The following is a 17588-nucleotide window of genomic DNA, read 5'->3' on the forward strand; positions in this document are numbered from 1 at the left end:
TAGATCTATTTAACTGATTTAAGGCTAATCAGTGTTGCAATCAATAATGCAGTCGCTGCGGTTATCAGTGAACTGTTGAGCGTATGATAGATTGTAAATAGGGCATTTGCTGTGATTGGCCCGATGATTTGACCGAGGCCATAGACGACGGTCATGATAGCAATTAAATTATTTTTGCTTTGACGTGCGATTCGCTGCGCCACGGGCATAGCAATGGTCACAGTTCCCATAAAGGTACCACCCACCAGTAATGCGCTCAACAGATAGCCTAAAGCGGTTGGCAGCATGATGGGTAATACAACACCAACAGCCTGTAATCCCAGATTAGAAGATAAAGCGACTCGAGTCCCAAGTCTGTGATGTAGGTAATGCCAAAAAAAACAGGAAGGAATCGCCCCTAAACCAAAGATCGCCCAGATGTGTGCTGCATCAATATTCGGTAAGGCCTGTTTGACCAGCAAGGGTAAATAAGTTGCCGTGATAATATAGCCAAAGCCTGCCAAGGCATAAATCAGAATAAGTGCGACGGCTTTGGGCAATTTAGTATTGGTATGAGATAGATGCAACTCTACAACCTGTCTGGGCTGAGCTCGAGATAAACCAACAAGAGCAGCGAAGCCAAGGACAAAACTGGACAGCCCAAGCAATAACCATAAGCTTTTACTCTGCCACCCAAGTTGTGAGCCGAAAGTCAAAAGTTCAGCTGATAAGGCGATGCCAAGACCAACCCCGGCATATAAAATAGGGGCTTGATGCGCTTGTTTCTGTTGTTCCAACAGCCATAAAGAGGCTGAAATCATCGCTAAGGCACTGAATACACCTGCCAAAGCACGAATAAAAATAATGATCGAATTTACATCTACATAGGCAAGAAGGATTAGACAAAATGCGGTGCCAACAGTTGCGAGTACACAGCTGAAATAACTATGTTGTGACTGAATTTTGATTGCGAATAAAGCCCCAAACAAATAGCCAGCATAGTTAGCTGATGCAGCGACACTGGCACTATGCAAGCTTAGAATGCCTTCCTCAATCATATGTGGATAGACCGCTGTGAATGCAAAGCGGCCAAATCCCATCCCAATTGCCATAATCAGCGCTGCACAGATTGCTGATTGTAGTGAGCTGTTGCTGTGTTTCTCAAGCTTGGTCATGAGGCTTGTCCCTACAGTTAGTCGCTATGACTCATGTGCTCTAGAGATTTTGCTTTGGCAAGAAATTTGTAATCAAACAAATAAAGCCCATAGCTGAAACAACTTAAGATACAGATTAAAAGTATAAGTTTAGAGGTGTTCATTTTGAATCATCTTTGCATCATGAGAAATTCAATAAAATTTAAACAAGAGTTGATAATCATGTAAAATGATTTGAATTGATACCAACTATCTTTAATAGTGATAGCGATGCAAATTAAATCTTTAGAAATTTTTGCAATGGTAGTGAAGTTGGGAAGCTTCTCTGACGCGGCAAAGGTGTTGCACACGGTGCAGTCCAATGTCACCAGCCATATCAAAAAACTAGAAACAGAACTGAATGTAGAATTACTACACCGTCAGAATCCAATACAACCAACAAGAGCAGGCGTGCAATTACATGGTTATGCAGAGAAAATGCTTCGGATACAAAAAGAGCTGCTAGACACCTTTAGCAACACTCAGCTTGCTGCCAATTTTCCTTTAGAAATAGGGAGTATGGAAACCACAGCGGCAGTCCGTCTTCCGTCTTTATTTCGTGATTTACAGCAGTATATTCCAGATTTTCCTTTTGCTTTGTCCACTGCGCCAAGCCGAGAGCTCATTGATTTAGTTAAAGCATCTAAGTTGGATTGCGCATTTGTAGCCAATCATGCACCAATAGAAGGTGTGTTTAATTTTCATGTTTGGACGGAAAAATTAGTGTTTATCACTTCGAAAAATTCGCCACAACAGCTCTCAAATGAATATTTAGCGCGGAAAAAATTTATTGCGTTTAAACAGGGCTGTAGTTATCGAAAAGCAATTGATTTATTCCTATCAACACATCATTTACCTGCGGCCAATGTGATTGAAATGGGAAGTCTGGATGGTATTGTCAGTTGTGTCAGTCTTGATGTTGGTGTGGCAATTTTACCTATCAGCTATATCCAGCAATCGCATTATGCGCAGAGTGTGATGATTCATGAAATCGACGCAGATTTTTCTGAAATCAATACCTATTTAATTGCCGATGCTGCGATGAGCAAATGGGTAACCAACATGCATCATTTTTTTGATCATTTACAACGCACAATACCTGTTGAGAAAACAGAAGAAATACTGGTTTAGCACAAAGAAAAATAGAGAGGTGGGAACTCTCTATTTCTCTACAATGTACTAAAGCATCTTTAGGTTTTTGCCAGATAATTTTCCATTTCCTGTGTAGGAACCATGCCACCGCCTGTTGCCCAAACGATGTGATTGGCATTGTGTAACTGCTGCTCAGTAAATTGATGTAAAGCCGCATAGCTTTGATGTCTGTTGACTAAAATCGGACCCAACATACCTGCCAATGCAGAAGGTTCGAGTTTGATTTGCTCAGACTGATTTAACATTCCGAGTAAGCTATACATGCTCTGATCATCAAGCGTATAAAAACCATCTAACAGCCGATGCATGGCGCGACCAACAAAACCAGAGGCACGACCCACGGCTAAATCATCAGCAGCAGTGATATTGTCAATGCCGATATCCTGAACCGAAATCTCATCGTGTAAACCAGTGGATACGCCGAGTAACATACATGGGGAATGAGTAGGTTCTGCAAATATACAATGCACATGATCGCCCAATGCCATTTTTAAACCAAAGGCAACACCACCTGGGCCGCCACCAACACCACAAGGCAAGTAAACAAATAGAGGATGATCTTGATCAACAACAATCTGTTTTTGTCTTAATTGTTGTTTTATGCGTTCGCCCGCGACTGAATACCCTAAAAATAGAGTGTGAGAGTTTTCATCATCAATGAAAAAACAATTTGGATTTTCTGATGCTGCTTTTCGGCCTTGTTCTACAGCTACGCCATAATCTTGGTCATATTCGATGACATTTACGCCATGTGAACGTAATTTGTCCTTTTTCCATTGGCGGGCATCTGCTGACATATGTACCGTCACATCAAAGCCTAATTTTGCGCTCATAATGCCAATTGATAATCCGAGATTGCCTGTTGAACCGACGGCAATACTATATTGACCAAAAAAATCTCTAAATTCAGGGCTGTTTAGCTTGGTGTAATCATCTTGAACGCTGAGTAGTTCAGCTTGTATGGCAAGTTGCTCCGCTCGATAAAGCACTTCATAGATACCACCACGTGCTTTAATTGATCCAGAGATGGGGAGATGACTGTCTTTTTTAAGCCATAACTTTCCAGCTATTTTTTGATTAAAGTGAGCCTCCAGATGCTGTTGCATATTCGGGATATCGATCAGCTCAGATTCAATCATACCTTTTGTTGCAAATGTTTCTGGAAAGACAGCCATCAAGTAAGGTGCAAAACGTGCTAAACGGTCACGGGCATCATCAATATCAGATTGATTAAGCCCAACATAAGGTAAACCTTCATCTAGCGTGGTGAAATCAGGGTTAAACCAAACTGTCTCTTTGAGCTCAATCAGGTCTTTAACAATTGGATATTCTGCTACAAGTTGTTGGATCTGTTCTGACTGCATAAGCGTACTCAAAAAATTTAAAGAAAGTGAATACTGAACGAGGTACAGCCTAAAGCAATTTGGCACTTGGATGTACTGTTTCTCACACTTTAGCCTGTAAAATTTTTATCACTTGCCCATAGATAGATTGCAAATAATCATTTAATGGAAGCAGGGTTTGACCAGACTTGCTGCGAACATATTTAAAATAAGGAATCAGTGGATATTCACTACTTTCACATACAATTACTTTGGGAAACCACTCTTGATGAAATTGATCAGCAGTAATATCAATAATGATGCCATTCACGAGCAGATAGCAGTGCGCAATTTCGGGTGCTTGAGGTGAAATTTGAACCTTTCCGACTCGATAGTCTGATTTAATCGCATGAACATTCAGCAAGTAATACTGCAATAGATCACAGGCATCAGCACCGCATTCTTTTGGGAACTTGCTGAATACACCTGTAATAAAGCCATGTGTGACATGATCCAATGCTTCGCGAAAAGCCTCAGCAATCGCTGTGAGGGTTTGAATATCATTTTGATAAGCCATTTCTCTCCTTCTCATTCTTGAAGTAATACGTATTCTTTTAAGTTAAGCGCTTTAAATGTAAGATTTAACTAAATTTATTTGTTGAATTGTTAAAACTATGAGCTGATGTAATTTAAATTGATCTTGATTAAATGATTGTTTTATACGTGAAATCTTAGGTGTACTTTCTGTTGCCTTTCGCGCACGGAATCTGAAATTTATAAGCCAAAGAGGTAGAGGCTATTATTACGAAATGTTAAAAAGTTGCATAATGATCATACTATTTACAAGTTTAAAGTGAATCATTACAAATAAGAATAATTTCCATTTCATAATAAAACTAAGTACATCACTTGAGAGGATCGAAAAAAATGCCTCAATATCTGAAAATTGCTGAGAATATTTATAGAAAATTTCAGCAAAATGATAAGTTTATGATTGATAAACAAGACTGTTTAAATCTTATCATCAAGCAGATTCGTAAAGAGTTAATCGATACGGATTTAAAGCTAGTTTACAACTATATCGATTTTGTTGATGGCTTTAAAGAACCCGCAAAAGATGGTCGTATCAGTCTGGATATTAGTCTTATTCCAAGCTATAAGCACAAGGATGAGTTTGTTCTATGGCTTGCGGGGTTTATTGAAAAAATTACAGAAGGCGGTGTGAAACGTCTACCACCGATACATAAGGATATCCCACCAGAATTTACTTTTCAAAGTGATCCAAATGTTATTTTGGACATAAGAAATGAGCATAGCGGGGAAAGAATTATTTCTTACTTTAGAAGTGATGATTTCGCTGACGAAATTAAAGGCATTTGAAATTTATAAAGAATTTCAATATGACTGATTTAAATTCGTATGAATTAGAACAACAAAACGTCTTTCAAATTAAGGTGTAGGATATGCCAACAAGCGAGAATGCATTGACAATATTTGAAGTTTTACGTGAAAGTCATGAAAAACAAAGAAATTTTTCTGAAAAGTTAGTTAGAACATCGGGTGATAGTGAAGAAAGAAGAGAACTTTTTGAGCTTCTGAAAAATGAACTTTTTGCACATGCTGTGGCAGAAGATCGATATTTATACATTCCACTAATGATGTCAGATGCAGGATTGAATATTACCCGTCATGCCTTATCAGAGCATCATGAAATGGATGAACTGCTGGAAAAGCTGACAGAAACTGAATTTAGTCATACTGGATGGCTTGCGATTGCTAAAAAATTATCCCATGTCGTTCATCATCATTTAGAGGAAGAAGAGCATCGCTTTTTTCAACAAGCAGGGAAAATTTTGCCTGAGCAGCAGAAAAAAGAGTTAGCTCAGAAATACCACGCAGAATATATAAAATATTTAAATAAAGACAAAGATAGTCTGACTTAAAATAATAGAAGTGTATGGAATCCTTAAACCCTCAATATGAGGGTTTTTTGAGTTTAATCATTTAACAATCTCATCCTATTTCAAGATGTTTCTCTATTTACCATAAGTGATAAACATTAACTTAAAGAAAATTCTTATCACTGTTTTTAACAAATAACTCGCTTATGGTGAAAGTACAAACAATTCATTTATTCAAATTCCAGTTGAGAGTTTTGTTTTGAGTGAATTATTTTCTTAAAGGAGAATAAAGATGATAAACCAAGATGATTATGATCGTGAACGTATTAGAAATGCACCAGATGAAGTAAAAGAAGACCTAAATGCCGATCCGATTACAGGTGAGCCTGGTTCACATCCAGTTGGGACTGGGATTGGAGCTGCAGGTGGTGCAGCAACAGGTGCTGTCGTAGGGAGTGTTGGCGGTCCAGTAGGGACTTTAGTGGGTGGTGCTGTAGGCGCAGTTGTAGGAGGTTTGGCTGGAAAAGCTGTAGGAGAAGCCATAGACCCTACGATCGAAGATGCCTACTGGCGTGAAAACTATCTGAATCAGCCTTATTATAATGATGCAAACGCCAAATATCCGAATCTAGATTATGATCGAGATTATCGAGATGCCTATCGAGTGGGTTACGAAAAACGTTATGGTTATGATCCAGATGTGGCGTTTGAAGAGGTTGAACCCGAGTTAAGAACTAACTGGGAACAGGCCAAAGCTGAATCACGCCTATCTTGGGAAGAAGCAAAACATGCTTCACGTGATGCTTGGAATAGAAATAGTAAGCATAGCAAATAGAGATCGGCATTGGTCGGGCTTAGAACCCTATTCTTAAAAGAATAGGGTTTTTTATACAAGGAATATTTGCTGTTATTTTATATGTCTATAAATGAAAATGGTCTGTATGATTTTTCGGGATTCATCAGTAAATAATAGATGAAATATTTATTTTTCTATAAGGGGTTTTGGGGTGAAAGAAAATAAACTGAGGGGGGGATTCACCTCAATTTTTTAAATTGATATTTAGCTGTGCAGAGTGATATTTGAAACATCTAACAAAACCTGTGATTCTAGATTTCGTTTCAATTTAAATTTTAGTCTCAATGTTATAATTAATGCACGATCTTTTATAAATTAAACTTGTTTCTGGATGTTTGGTTAATATTTTATTTAAAAATATAAATCCTTGTTTTTAAGGCTGTTACATTATTTTTGTTGTATTTGAGTTTTTAATTTAATTACATAAAATTTCATTCTTTAAGAAAGTTAAAATAAATAGGAGGGAAAGTTACATGAAAAAAAGTCAGTATAAGGTTTTTGAAATATATTAATGAGGTGTGACATGTTGAAGACAATCATTACTTTAGGAACAGGTGTTGCTTTAGGCTGCTATTATAAGTCTCATAAAGATAAGACCAAATTATCGGGTGAGAAAAGAGATGAGGATATTAACCTGAGTGATGAAGTTAAGGGGAAAAAGGTGCTGAGTAAGTACCTGAAATAGACTTGAGAAAAGAAGCTTGGTTACAAGCTTCTTTTATATCACCCCGTAGTCATACAGTATAACTAAAGGAATATTTAGAGATAATCGAAAAAATAGTGATGAAATCGCATCAAATCATCATTTTGATGGCTAATAATTTTCTATCTATTTTAGTGAAATCTTAAACAAGCGAGAGGTAATGAAAATGAAGAATTTACTTGTGAAAAGTATCGCATTAAGTTTTGTTTTCACACTTGCAGCATGTGAAAAGAACAAAACAGCAGATAATTCAGCACTTCGACAGGAAACAACCACACCGCATTCGATGGAAACTGAACCTGTGCCAAATAGTAATCAGCTACACGATGATATGCAGCATGATGCTTCAGCACCTGTAACAAATCAAGATGGCACATCAGATGCTCATACGGGCAGCGCCACCTCGCAGCAAACCCCTTAGCTGTTCATACTCAATATAATAAATCTATAGGAAAAAGTTGAAGCTTGAGCAATAACTTCAACTTTTTCAGGCGTTTTGGGAAAAATAAATGTAAGGCTAGATTTTACTTTTATGTGATGCAGTATGCATTTTTTATCTATAGTGATAGGTTTGGCACTTATCGTGTAATTTTTATGTATACGAATTTTTATTTTAGTAGCATAAGTCAAAACAATAATAACAATCGATTACTTTAAATAGAGCAAAATCGCATAATAGAAAAAATAAAGGAATAATCTCATGCCTCAATATTTAAAATTAGCGGAAAAAATATATTTGAATGTTAAAGATTCAAAAGGCTTTGTAGATGAACCTTTAGAAGATCTAAATAATTTAATGATTGAGCTGCGGATTGAAATAAAAGAAACAGATTTTAAGATACTTTATAACTATATAAATTTTGAAGATCTACTCATGAATTCAAAAGATTTACCATTAAGTTTGGATATTAGTATTTTACCTAAAAGTAAAAATAGAACCGAATATATTCTATGGCTTGCCAGTTTTATTGAGAAAGTCACAATATCCAAGAGTAAAAAAATATCTAACTTAAACAGTAAGGTGATTGTGCCTGACTATCATTATGATGATGTTGGAAACATTGTGAATAGATCAAAAAATAACGGTGATGCAATTGTTTCATATTTCAAGGATAAGCAGTCCGTTTAATATATTAAATTTTACTCAAACTTGACTAAGTTATATCGAAGGGGTTTGTAAATGGTAAAGCAATATATGCTAAAAGAAGTTGATGCCAGCAGTGAGACAGGCGATAAAATTATTGTCGAGCAAATTTATGAAATGGAACCTGCTACAGATTTAGTGGTCGGTAACTTAGCATGGTCACCATTGTCTAAAGTAGTCATTAGAGATACGGTGATTCAACTCAATGAGGACTTAACATTTACTCATCCACGAACTGGAAAAACTTTTAGAATCGGCACTTAACATTGAGAAGGATTGAGTACATCAAGTGAGATTTAGCTGATATGTGGTGTTAGCAACGACTCAGCCCAATCCTTGCTGTTGCAACGTGTACATTCTTGCTCTAAGTGAAGCAAATGCTGGGTCAAGCCACAATACATGCAAGAATAATAGCGTTGAGTATTTATATTATCTGCCTTTTTATAATGTTGAGGGAATAAGGGTAATCCCCATTTGGTATCTTCCTTGGCATAAAAAAGAATACTTAGGCAGCCATCTGTTTCCAGTAAAGCAACTTTGACTTGTCCCAAGTGTTCTACACTTTTCTGACGCATTTCAGCAAAGAACTCATCATGTGAGTATTTTTCCTTTTGCATGTCTTGTATCACTAATAACCCATCCTCCACGATGCACAGAGGTTTTCCTTCCAAAAGAATTTCCACTTTTTTACTCTTCATCATCGTCCAGGTGACAAAGCGATAGAGAATAATGATCGTGCACATAACTACGAATGCTTGAACAATTGGTGCATCGTCAATAAACATTGGATCACCAGCTGCACTACCTAGACTAAGGATGATGGCAACTTCAAAGATAGATAATTGTCTAATTCCACGCTTACCTGAAAGTTTGAGAAAAACTAGGATAAGAAGGAACATCACACAACAACGAATGATAATTTCCAGAACAAGAGTCCAAGTTGTGTCGTGGAGGAAAACACCCATTAAATCCATTAATTAGATACTCTTTCTTATCATTAGTAAGTGTATATATTTTACCCAATAAAAATGAGCTTATGTTTCCAATAAGCTCATTTTTTGTAGCGTAAGTGATTCTATATTCGATCCCAAGCATCTTTGATGGCTTGCTTGGCTTGTTCCCATTTCAGTCTTGATTCAGCTTTTAGTTCTTCCCATGATTCTTTGAGGTTTCCTTCAACATCCTCAAACTGGGTATTGCGGTCATGCTCAGCACGTGCGCGACTACCAAGCTCATAAGCTTTGGAAAAATCTCGGTCATAATCAAGATCTGGTGTATCGAGTGAAGCTTCTTGATAATAAGGGCGCGTCGCATAACTTGAACGCCAATGATCATTGGGGTCGATATTTACGCGTGAAGTTTGATTATTGGTATTGGTTAAATTCGGATTTGTCATGATAATTCTCCAGCTAACTTTGCAGATTAGATAAAATTTAGGAGAATATTTTTATTATTCTCCTAAATATCTATGGATCAAAAAATAATCAGAAGTTATTTCTGTTGATTATTTTGGTTTGATCCTTGGCGGTTTTCATCTTTTTGATGAGATCCATGTTGTTGACGATTGTCATTTTGCTGTTGTTGCTGCTGTTGACGGTTGTCATTGTTTTGGTTTTGCTGCTGTGGATTATTACGCTCTTCATTGCGTTGATTATTTGTATTACTCATGATCGTACACCTCATTTGGTTTTAGATTTTATCTGAGTAAATCAGATGATTTAATTAAAACATGTTTTTAATTTTAAAATAGTACCAGCCTGTTTCATTATATTTAAATGTAATTCGATTATTTTCAATAAGTTTTATTATTTTAATGACTTATCTTTTTTTGTTTTTTAAATTTAGAACAGTATTAATATAACTTTATATGTGGATTACATGTTGCAACATTTAACTTTGATTTAGTTTGGTTTTATATGTTTTTATGATGTATTTTTAAATAAATAATTCAAAACATTAGAATGTAACAAGCCTTTAATCATAGGGTTTTGATATAGATCGTATTTTAAATAGTGTTGTTGCAATATTAACCAGAATTAACAAAATTAAAGCAGGAGTCAGGGATGAACAACGTAATGTGATCTTATATTTTCGATTCGGAGAATGAAAATGCCAGTCGTTGTAAAAAAAAGATTGCTTGATTTATTACAGGATGATCATAAAAAATATTACGAGTTAGTTAGTTTTTTTCTAGATGGAGATATATCTAATTTTGAAAAAGAAAAGCAAGCCGTTAATTTATTAATTCATGAATTAGAAATTGTAAACGTAAAAAAATCATATATACCCAATAATGCTGAGGAAATAAAAGATTGGTATCAATCTGAAAATAGAAAAGTATGTCAAAGCTACCAAGAATATTTATCTCATCGGAAGTCTGGAGAAGAACGTCAATACTTTAAAAATATAGGACAGGCTTTTGAGTTTTTAGTGAAAGTCGCACCGACCAAAAAGGTAGACGGTGCTTGGCTATACAGCATCGTCAATTATTGGAATGATCCGACTTTTCATGACCTGATTGTGATTTATTTGGAAGAACTAGGGCTAGGGCAGGCAAAATCCAATCATGTATGTATATATGATGATTTGCTTCGCAATCTGGGTTTAGATGATTTTGAATTTTTTCTTGATGATGAATATTACCATCACGCCGCTATTCAATTGGCTTTCGGATATGCGCCCCCTGAATTTATTCCAGAGATTATTGGCTTCAATCTAGGATACGAACAACTCCCTTTACATCTTTTAATTACCAATTATGAACTTAAAGAGTTAGGTATTGATGCCAAATATTTTAACTTACATATTACGATTGATAATCTAGCCAATGGTCATGCACATAAGTCTTTGAAGGTATTGGAAAATGTATATAAAAAATATAAAGATAAAACAATTTTTATGGATAAAGTGAAACGTGGCTATGCCTTAAATCAGCATGGAATTTTATCCTCACAGGTTATTCAAAATCTTGATCTGGAAAGTTTCGTTCATAAAATTTTAAAGCGCAAGGCGATGATCGGCCAATCAGTGCATAACCAGAAGCAATTGATCGGATGTAAGTCTATTAATCAGTGGTTAGCAAATCCGCAGGAAATGAGTAATTTTATTCAGCAACTGGTTGAGAAAAAATGGATTAAATTTAATCTTGATCCTGAACAAAGTATGTTCTGGCGAATGATCAGTCATGAAGATGGGAAGATGTACGGTGTGTTTACTACCGCAGAAAGACAGATTATTTATGATTGGATTGCTGGCGGCCAGTACTCGGCAACCGTTGCTCCTTATCATCATAATAAAAATAAAGATCAACCTTTACATGACTTTCTCTTTAGCTATATTTCAGACGGTGAACTGGAAAATTTACAGAGAAAGATGAATCAAACCGATAATTTCGCATTGAAGTTATGTCAGTTAATTCCGTTCTTGGCGCCCGAATCTCATCATAAAAGCATAGGGTTGTGGAGTACCCAGAAATACGTTGAATTACTATTTCCTTATTTAAAAAATTCATCATCTTAGTCAGTTCTAATCAAGATAAAAAACCTCCTTTTGGAGGCTTTTTCACTTATCCATTGACGATTTCACCGCCATTGACATGAATTACTTGCCCTGTGATGTAACTGGCATCATCAGAAGCTAAAAATAAATATGCAGGTGCAACTTCGCTGGGCTGTCCCATCCGTCCCATTGGCGTGTCTTGACCAAATTTTGCTACAGTTTCAGCATCAAAACTACTGGGAATCAAAGGTGTCCAAATTGGACCGGGAGCGACGCCATTAACACGTATTCCTTTTTTCTGCTTCATGAGATTGTTGGATAAGCTACGGGTAAATGTCGTGATTGCACCTTTTGTGCTTGCGTAATCGATTAACTCATCATGGCCATGATAACTGGTAATACTAGTGGTATTAATAATACTGTCTCCTTCATTTAAATGGGGGAGCACAGCTTTGGTGAGATAGAAAATGGAGAAAATATTTGTTTGAAAGGTTTTTTCCAGTTGCTCGGTACTGATATTCACAATTTCTTTTTGCTGAAACTGTACACCAGCATTATTGATCAAAATATTGATCTTTCCAAAAACTTTTATGGTTTCTTCAGCACATTTTTGTGAGACTTGGGGATCGCTCAGATCATATTTTAATAGTAAACATTGTTGGCCTTCTTGTTCTACAAGCTGTTTGGTTTTTTCAGCATCTTGATCTTCTTCTAAGTAAATAATAGCAATATCAGCACCTTCTCGAGCAAAGAGGACAGCTATAGAGCGTCCTATACCGCTATCGCCACCACTAATCAGGGCAACTTTAGCTTTGAGCTTGTTGCTTCCTTGATGCGTACTCTTAATGATTTCCGGTTCTGGGTGCATGGCTTCCTGATGACCAGGTTGATGCTGCTGATGTTGCGCTGGCGCAGAAGCAGGATAATGGTTCGATTGATTATTCATTGTGAGTATCCTTTAAACGTATAAACCATAAGTTCAATGATCTTTTAAAAGCTTGTTAATTTTAGTAAGGACTATGTTTTGATTGGTTTTAATTGTATTTTTTAGGTAGAGGAATTCAAGAAAATCTCTTTGTACTGTTTTATAAAAATGAGTTGATATATTTGATGTTAGTTGTTTTATCAAAGCCTACCAGCCTTATTCAATCTTAACATTTCATTTTTAAATTTATGATGAGTGCACTTGACCTTTAGGTAAATGAGTTCTATTTTGGAACTTAATTAAGCTTTCAGCATATCAGGCGTGTCCGATCAGGACTGAAATTTACCCCACTATGGCTTGGGAAGTGAGAAAAATAAAGGAACAGGAGTTTCATATGTTTGGCATTCGTTACCAGCAAATACCCTTGCACGTTTTATTTGAACATCAGGCAACTTTGGCAGGGCTTGGAAAAATAGGTTTGCGTAGTCTCAAAAAGCAGCAGCAAACGCAGCAGACCGATTGGCAGTCGTTAGCACCAATTAATGAAGTGATCAATCCTCCAAGCCTTGAATTGATAGATCAATATGTGCGATGGAGTGGTGCCGAAGCCAGTAAATATCAAACTTCTATTCCGCCGCATATGGTGTCGCAATGGGGACTTTCCTTTGCAACGCGTTTGCTTTTACAAACCCACTATCCATTGAGCCAAGTCATTAATCAAGGGGTCAGCATCAAGGTGCATGGCAAGATTCCACGAGATCAGGAACTGCTCATCCAAGCTAAAATTGCAAATGTAGATGAACGAAATGGTCTAGCACGTGTTTCTGTGCAAATCACCACGGGTACGATTGCCCAACCTGAGTTAGTTGAAACCGTGCTGCACATGGCATTTATTCTGCCTCATTTTGAGAAAACCAAACGTACAGAAACAATAGAACATAAAACTTGGCAAAGTTTGGGTGAATGGTCTGCGACAGCAGATGATGGCTTTAAATTCGCATTATTGACAGGTGATTTTAATCCAATCCATTGGGTCGGTCCTTTGGCAAAACTTTCAAGCTTTGGTCAAAAGGTCTTGCATGGATTTGGCATGTTTGCGCGTAGTTTTGAATTATTGCCTGAGACAATACAGCAAATTGATGTTCGCTTTTTAAAGCCAGTGAAATTACCGTCACAACATAATCAAGTTGAGATCAGTACCGAACCAACACAAAACTATGTTCGGGTTGTGGGCTCGGCAGGACAAATCTGTTTAATGGGTCAATATTCATAACATAATAAGGTGATAAAAATGACGACTGCTACGGCAACAAAACAGGATGTAACCGCTTGCATTTTATGTTCACGTAATTGTGGACTCAGTGTAGAAATTGAAGATAACCAATTCAAGAAAATTAAAGGTGATGATCAGAATCCTTTTTCACAAGGTTATATTTGCCAAAAAGCCGCACGTTTACAGCATTATCAACAACATGCTGACCGTTTAACTTCACCGTTAAAACGTCAGGCGGATGGTTCATATCAAGAGATCAGTTGGGATCAAGCAATTCAGGAAATTGCTCAACAGTTGATACAAATTCGTGATACGCATGGTGGAACTGCATTTGCATCAGTAGGCGGCGCTGGGCAGGGTAATCATTTAGGTGCAGCGTATGGCCGTCAATTGCTCTATGCGATGAAAAGTTTCTATTCCTACAATTCATTGGCTCAAGAAAAAACGGGTGATTTCTGGGTTAATGGACGTTTGTTCGGCAGTCAGGCTTGTCATACCACCGAAGACGTTGAGCATGCAGATTATGTACTGTTTATCGGAACCAATCCCTTTCAGGCACATGGTATTCCAAATGCAAGAGATACCTTAAAACATATCAAAAAAGATCCAAATCGAATGATGGTGGTTTTTGATCCACGGGTGACGGAAACCGCGAAACAAGCTGATATTCATGTGCAATTAAAACCTGGAACCGATGCTTATCTGATGTCAGCAATGATCGCGATTATGTTGCGAGAAGAGTTGTATGATCATCAATTCATCCAGCAACACACGCATGGTTTTGATCAGGTCAAACAGGCATTTCTTGCGATTCCGATTGAAGAATACATTCAGAAAGCAGATGTTCCGGTGGAATTGATTTATCAGGTGGTACGTGATTTTTCTCGTGCAAAGCGGGGATGTGTACGGATCGACTTAGGCATTCAACATACCTTGAACACCACCTTGAACGGTTATCTTGAAAAGCTTTTGTATTTATTGGCAGGTCATTTTGGCAAACAAGGTAGCAATAACCTGCATACTATGTTTATCCCGATTTTGACCAATACCGATGAGCGTAATCCAAAATATCGCCGTACGGTTTACCATAAAATGTTCCCGATTTCTGGCTTTTTCCCACCCAATATTTTGCCTGATGAAATCTTACAGGCAGGAGAAAAGCGTGTTCGTGCGGTATTTGTTGATAGCTGTAATCCTTTACTGACTTATCCAGATACAGCCGCATACGAGCAAGCATTTCTGTCGCTTGAGTTATTGGTGGTTGTGGATGTAGCAATGACTGAAACAGCACGTTTAGCGCATTATGTTTTACCCGCACATAGTCAATTTGAAAAGTGGGAATTCACAGGGTTTAATCTGGAATTTCCTAAAAATGGTTTCCATTTACGTCATCCATTATTTAAAGCTCAAGGGAATAGTTTGCCTGAGGCTGAGATCTACACACGCTTGCTTGAAGCTATGCAAATGATACCGAAAAAATTTCCTATCCTGAGTAAAATCGCGGAAAAAGATTCGGCTAATACCTCATATCTTGCTTACTTTGGTGCGCTTGCTGCGAATTTTGCGAGAAACAAAAAGTTGACCCCATTTGCGGCCTCGATTGTGTATCGCACTTTAGGCAAGACCTTACCCAATGAAGCTGCTTCTACAGCCTTGTTACTTCCATTGTGTATGCAATATGCGGCTCGGTATTATAAGGCTGTGAAGCAAGCAGGTTATGAAGGCAATCGCTTCAATCTGGGGGTGAAATTATTCCAAACCATTTTGCAGCAACGTTCTGGAGTTGTACTGTCTCAACATGACTATGCAGATGTATGGGATTTGCTGGCTTATAAAGACAAAAAAATTCGTTTAGCGATTCCAGAGATGTTTATCGAATTGGCACAGTTAAGACAACAGCCCCTGAGCTTGACCGATGCATATCCCTTTATTTTACTTGCAGGTGAACGCCGAAGTTATAACGCCAACCAAATTTATCGTGACCCTGCATGGCGTAAAGTCGATGCTGAAGGCCGCTTGAGGATGAATCCCGATGATGCGTTGAGTTTTGGCGTTGAAACTGGTCATCTGCTGCAGTGTATTTCTGAACATGGGGAAATTCAGGTCATGGTTGAACTTGATGAAGGAATGCGCAAGGGTGTAGTGTCATTACCCCATGGTTATGGCTTACGTTACCGTGGTGGTGAGCCAATAGGGCCTCAGCTGAATCGTTTAACTTCTGCTCAGCATTGTGATCCATTGTCTAAGACGCCATATCATAAATATGTACCCGTTCGTTTAGAGCGTTTAAATACTTAGACGATAGAAGAGTTGATTTTATGATGTATTTGCACCATCTTCTTGCATAGGCAATAAAACATGCTGTGGAATGGTGCAAAACAATTTGAACAAAAATACTCAGGACAAAGCCTATTTTTGTTTATAGATTGAAAGAGTTGCTGGTTTGAGTGAATAAGCAGCAGAGGCAACACTGAAGGCTTAAAACTGGAATAATTATTGCTGTAATAAAAACAATTCACTGTGATGAGTCAAACAAGGACGCACAGAACTTGTGCTAAACCCAGTCAAAAGATTCACAATATGAGTGCATATGATGAAGCATGAAATAGATAACGCGAGCATACCGATCTTACAAGATCAGTATGGTCGTATTAAACGCAAGTTGCGGATTTCCGTGACGGATCGTTGCAATTTCAAATGCATTTACTGTATGCCTGAACATCCTGAATGGATGAAAAAACAAGATCTACTCAGTTTCGAAGCACTATTTATTTTCTGCCAGTACATGGTTAGACAAGGTATTGAAAACATCCGTATCACGGGTGGTGAACCTTTGATGCGTCAAGGTGTTGTGCATTTTATTCGTGATTTGCAAGATTTAAGAGCTTTAGGGTTGAAGCGTATTTCAATCACAACCAATGGTCACTATTTGGCGAAGTATGCAGAGCAATTAAAGCAAGCGGGTCTGGACGATCTAAATATTAGCCTTGATAGTTTGGATGCACATCAATTTAAACAACTCACCAAAAAAGAGCTTGCACCAGTATTGGCCGGTATTGAAGCCGCAACAAAAGTTGGCCTGCCATTTAAAATTAATTGTGTACTGATGCAAGGTCAGAATGATGACCAAATTGTTCCTATGGTGAAATGGGCCAAACAACAGCAGATCCCATTGCGGTTTATCGAGTTCATGCCGCTTGATGGTGATCAGCATTGGACTGATCAAGCCGTGGTGAGTGAAGCGGAAATTTTAAAGCAACTCGCGCCGCATTATGATATTCAGGTCTTAGCACAGCAGCATGAACCCGCGCGCTTATATCAGCTGGATGATCAATATCAGCTCGGTATTATTTCAACAATTACCCATTCATTTTGTGGTGACTGTGACCGAATTCGATTGACGGCCCAAGGCGAATTATATAATTGTTTGTTTGCTAGACAGGGCTTAAATATAAAACCCGATCTATTACAAGCAATCAAACAAAAATCTGAATTCAAACAGGTTGAATTTCATCATCTTGAGCAAAAAATTAAGCCTTATATTTGGAATAAAGCGCAGGGTTATCATGCCATACAACATCAGCAGGTACGTAAAATTAGCATGCACATGCTGGGTGGTTAGGAAGGAAAGTGGTCTGGAGA

At 37.6% G+C, this 17588-nt stretch carries 19 protein-coding genes; 12 read left to right on the plus strand and 7 right to left on the minus strand.

Translation table 11 applies throughout. The features are described 5' to 3' along the window. Positions 1-5 precede the first annotated feature (5 nt). Positions 6-1154, minus strand: a complete 1149-nt coding sequence (locus F887_RS10050) for a YbfB/YjiJ family MFS transporter (RefSeq protein WP_005293623.1) — start codon at positions 1152-1154, stop codon at positions 6-8. A gap of 249 nt (positions 1155-1403) precedes the next feature. Here F887_RS10050 and F887_RS10045 point away from each other — a divergent pair, with 249 nt between their 5' ends. Continuing rightward, positions 1404-2303: a LysR family transcriptional regulator gene (locus tag F887_RS10045; RefSeq protein WP_005293626.1), complete on the plus strand. Its 900-nt coding sequence runs from the start codon at positions 1404-1406 to the stop codon at positions 2301-2303. 59 nt (positions 2304-2362) lie between these two features. On the opposite strand, the gene F887_RS10040 is transcribed toward F887_RS10045, so the two are convergent. After that, positions 2363-3688 carry a D-serine ammonia-lyase gene (locus F887_RS10040; protein WP_005293628.1) on the minus strand — a complete coding sequence of 442 codons (1326 nt, stop codon included), beginning with the start codon at positions 3686-3688 and terminating at the stop codon, positions 2363-2365. Positions 3689-3770: 82 nt separating this feature from the next. Then, positions 3771-4223, minus strand: coding sequence for a hypothetical protein (locus F887_RS10035; RefSeq protein WP_005293630.1), 453 nt, complete (start codon positions 4221-4223; stop codon positions 3771-3773). Between the two features lie 350 nt (positions 4224-4573). On the opposite strand from F887_RS10035, the gene F887_RS10030 reads away from it, so the two are divergent. The 7 genes from F887_RS10030 (at position 4574) to F887_RS10005 (ending at position 8514) form a co-directional block, all read left to right on the plus strand. Further along, positions 4574-5026, plus strand: a complete 453-nt coding sequence (locus F887_RS10030) for a hypothetical protein (RefSeq protein ID WP_005293633.1) — start codon at positions 4574-4576, stop codon at positions 5024-5026. Between the two features lie 83 nt (positions 5027-5109). Continuing rightward, complete coding sequence (locus F887_RS10025) at positions 5110-5589, plus strand: hemerythrin domain-containing protein (protein ID WP_005293635.1); 480 nt, start codon at positions 5110-5112, stop codon at positions 5587-5589. Positions 5590-5839: 250 nt separating this feature from the next. Beyond that, positions 5840-6382, plus strand: a complete 543-nt coding sequence (locus tag F887_RS10020; protein ID WP_005293641.1) for a glycine zipper domain-containing protein — start codon at positions 5840-5842, stop codon at positions 6380-6382. Between the two features lie 544 nt (positions 6383-6926). After that, positions 6927-7088: a hypothetical protein gene (locus F887_RS18640; protein WP_005293645.1), complete on the plus strand. Its 162-nt coding sequence runs from the start codon at positions 6927-6929 to the stop codon at positions 7086-7088. Positions 7089-7272: 184 nt separating this feature from the next. Further along, complete coding sequence (locus F887_RS10015) at positions 7273-7527, plus strand: hypothetical protein (protein ID WP_005293647.1); 255 nt, start codon at positions 7273-7275, stop codon at positions 7525-7527. A gap of 279 nt (positions 7528-7806) precedes the next feature. Further along, positions 7807-8235: a hypothetical protein gene (locus tag F887_RS10010; RefSeq protein WP_005293649.1), complete on the plus strand. Its 429-nt coding sequence runs from the start codon at positions 7807-7809 to the stop codon at positions 8233-8235. A gap of 51 nt (positions 8236-8286) precedes the next feature. Further along, the gene (locus F887_RS10005; protein ID WP_005152576.1) at positions 8287-8514 is read left to right on the plus strand and encodes a hypothetical protein; all 228 of its coding nucleotides are present in this window, start codon (positions 8287-8289) and stop codon (positions 8512-8514) included. A 32-nt stretch (positions 8515-8546) separates the two neighbouring features. Here the strand turns inward: F887_RS10005 and F887_RS10000 are convergent, their stop codons facing one another. The 3 genes from F887_RS10000 to F887_RS18645 all read right to left on the minus strand — a co-directional run bounded on the left by F887_RS10000 (position 8547) and on the right by F887_RS18645 (position 9918). Beyond that, a complete protein-coding gene (locus F887_RS10000; RefSeq protein WP_005293652.1) occupies positions 8547-9224 on the minus strand; it encodes a DUF421 domain-containing protein in 678 nt (225 codons plus the stop codon). A gap of 101 nt (positions 9225-9325) precedes the next feature. Further along, positions 9326-9646, minus strand: coding sequence for a hypothetical protein (locus F887_RS09995; protein ID WP_005293655.1), 321 nt, complete (start codon positions 9644-9646; stop codon positions 9326-9328). Between the two features lie 95 nt (positions 9647-9741). Further along, positions 9742-9918, minus strand: coding sequence for a hypothetical protein (locus F887_RS18645; RefSeq protein ID WP_005293659.1), 177 nt, complete (start codon positions 9916-9918; stop codon positions 9742-9744). Between the two features lie 441 nt (positions 9919-10359). Between F887_RS18645 and F887_RS09985 the strand changes: the two genes are divergently transcribed. Beyond that, positions 10360-11769 (plus strand): iron-containing redox enzyme family protein, encoded by a 1410-nt coding sequence (locus F887_RS09985; RefSeq protein WP_005293661.1) that lies wholly within the window; start codon positions 10360-10362, stop codon positions 11767-11769. Between the two features lie 46 nt (positions 11770-11815). On the opposite strand, the gene F887_RS09980 is transcribed toward F887_RS09985, so the two are convergent. Beyond that, complete coding sequence (locus tag F887_RS09980; RefSeq protein WP_005293664.1) at positions 11816-12694, minus strand: SDR family oxidoreductase; 879 nt, start codon at positions 12692-12694, stop codon at positions 11816-11818. 373 nt (positions 12695-13067) lie between these two features. Here F887_RS09980 and F887_RS09975 point away from each other — a divergent pair, with 373 nt between their 5' ends. The 3 genes from F887_RS09975 (at position 13068) to moaA (ending at position 17568) form a co-directional block, all read left to right on the plus strand. Then, the gene (locus F887_RS09975) at positions 13068-13946 is read left to right on the plus strand and encodes a MaoC/PaaZ C-terminal domain-containing protein (protein ID WP_005293666.1); all 879 of its coding nucleotides are present in this window, start codon (positions 13068-13070) and stop codon (positions 13944-13946) included. An 18-nt stretch (positions 13947-13964) separates the two neighbouring features. Then, positions 13965-16244 carry a molybdopterin-dependent oxidoreductase gene (locus tag F887_RS09970; protein ID WP_005293668.1) on the plus strand — a complete coding sequence of 760 codons (2280 nt, stop codon included), beginning with the start codon at positions 13965-13967 and terminating at the stop codon, positions 16242-16244. Positions 16245-16536: 292 nt separating this feature from the next. Continuing rightward, positions 16537-17568, plus strand: coding sequence for a GTP 3',8-cyclase MoaA (moaA, locus tag F887_RS09965; protein ID WP_005293671.1), 1032 nt, complete (start codon positions 16537-16539; stop codon positions 17566-17568). Positions 17569-17588: the final 20 nt, after the last annotated feature.

This window comes from Acinetobacter sp. NIPH 2100, from assembly GCF_000369805.1.
Taxonomy (GTDB): domain Bacteria; phylum Pseudomonadota; class Gammaproteobacteria; order Pseudomonadales; family Moraxellaceae; genus Acinetobacter.

Coding starts and splice junctions, on each gene's coding strand:
- F887_RS10020 (WP_005293641.1), top strand. CDS start 5,840: ATGATAAACCAAGATGATTATGATCGTGAACGTATTAGAAATGCACCA.
- F887_RS10015 (WP_005293647.1), top strand. CDS start 7,273: ATGAAGAATTTACTTGTGAAAAGTATCGCATTAAGTTTTGTTTTCACA.
- F887_RS10005 (WP_005152576.1), top strand. CDS start 8,287: ATGGTAAAGCAATATATGCTAAAAGAAGTTGATGCCAGCAGTGAGACA.
- F887_RS18640 (WP_005293645.1), top strand. CDS start 6,927: ATGTTGAAGACAATCATTACTTTAGGAACAGGTGTTGCTTTAGGCTGC.
- F887_RS09975 (WP_005293666.1), top strand. CDS start 13,068: ATGTTTGGCATTCGTTACCAGCAAATACCCTTGCACGTTTTATTTGAA.
- moaA (WP_005293671.1), top strand. CDS start 16,537: ATGATGAAGCATGAAATAGATAACGCGAGCATACCGATCTTACAAGAT.
- F887_RS09970 (WP_005293668.1), top strand. CDS start 13,965: ATGACGACTGCTACGGCAACAAAACAGGATGTAACCGCTTGCATTTTA.
- F887_RS10000 (WP_005293652.1), bottom strand. CDS start 9,224: ATGGATTTAATGGGTGTTTTCCTCCACGACACAACTTGGACTCTTGTT.
- F887_RS09995 (WP_005293655.1), bottom strand. CDS start 9,646: ATGACAAATCCGAATTTAACCAATACCAATAATCAAACTTCACGCGTA.
- F887_RS10045 (WP_005293626.1), top strand. CDS start 1,404: ATGCAAATTAAATCTTTAGAAATTTTTGCAATGGTAGTGAAGTTGGGA.
- F887_RS18645 (WP_005293659.1), bottom strand. CDS start 9,918: ATGAGTAATACAAATAATCAACGCAATGAAGAGCGTAATAATCCACAG.
- F887_RS10025 (WP_005293635.1), top strand. CDS start 5,110: ATGCCAACAAGCGAGAATGCATTGACAATATTTGAAGTTTTACGTGAA.
- F887_RS10035 (WP_005293630.1), bottom strand. CDS start 4,223: ATGGCTTATCAAAATGATATTCAAACCCTCACAGCGATTGCTGAGGCT.
- F887_RS09980 (WP_005293664.1), bottom strand. CDS start 12,694: ATGAATAATCAATCGAACCATTATCCTGCTTCTGCGCCAGCGCAACAT.
- F887_RS10030 (WP_005293633.1), top strand. CDS start 4,574: ATGCCTCAATATCTGAAAATTGCTGAGAATATTTATAGAAAATTTCAG.
- F887_RS10050 (WP_005293623.1), bottom strand. CDS start 1,154: ATGACCAAGCTTGAGAAACACAGCAACAGCTCACTACAATCAGCAATC.
- F887_RS09985 (WP_005293661.1), top strand. CDS start 10,360: ATGCCAGTCGTTGTAAAAAAAAGATTGCTTGATTTATTACAGGATGAT.
- F887_RS10040 (WP_005293628.1), bottom strand. CDS start 3,688: ATGCAGTCAGAACAGATCCAACAACTTGTAGCAGAATATCCAATTGTT.
- F887_RS10010 (WP_005293649.1), top strand. CDS start 7,807: ATGCCTCAATATTTAAAATTAGCGGAAAAAATATATTTGAATGTTAAA.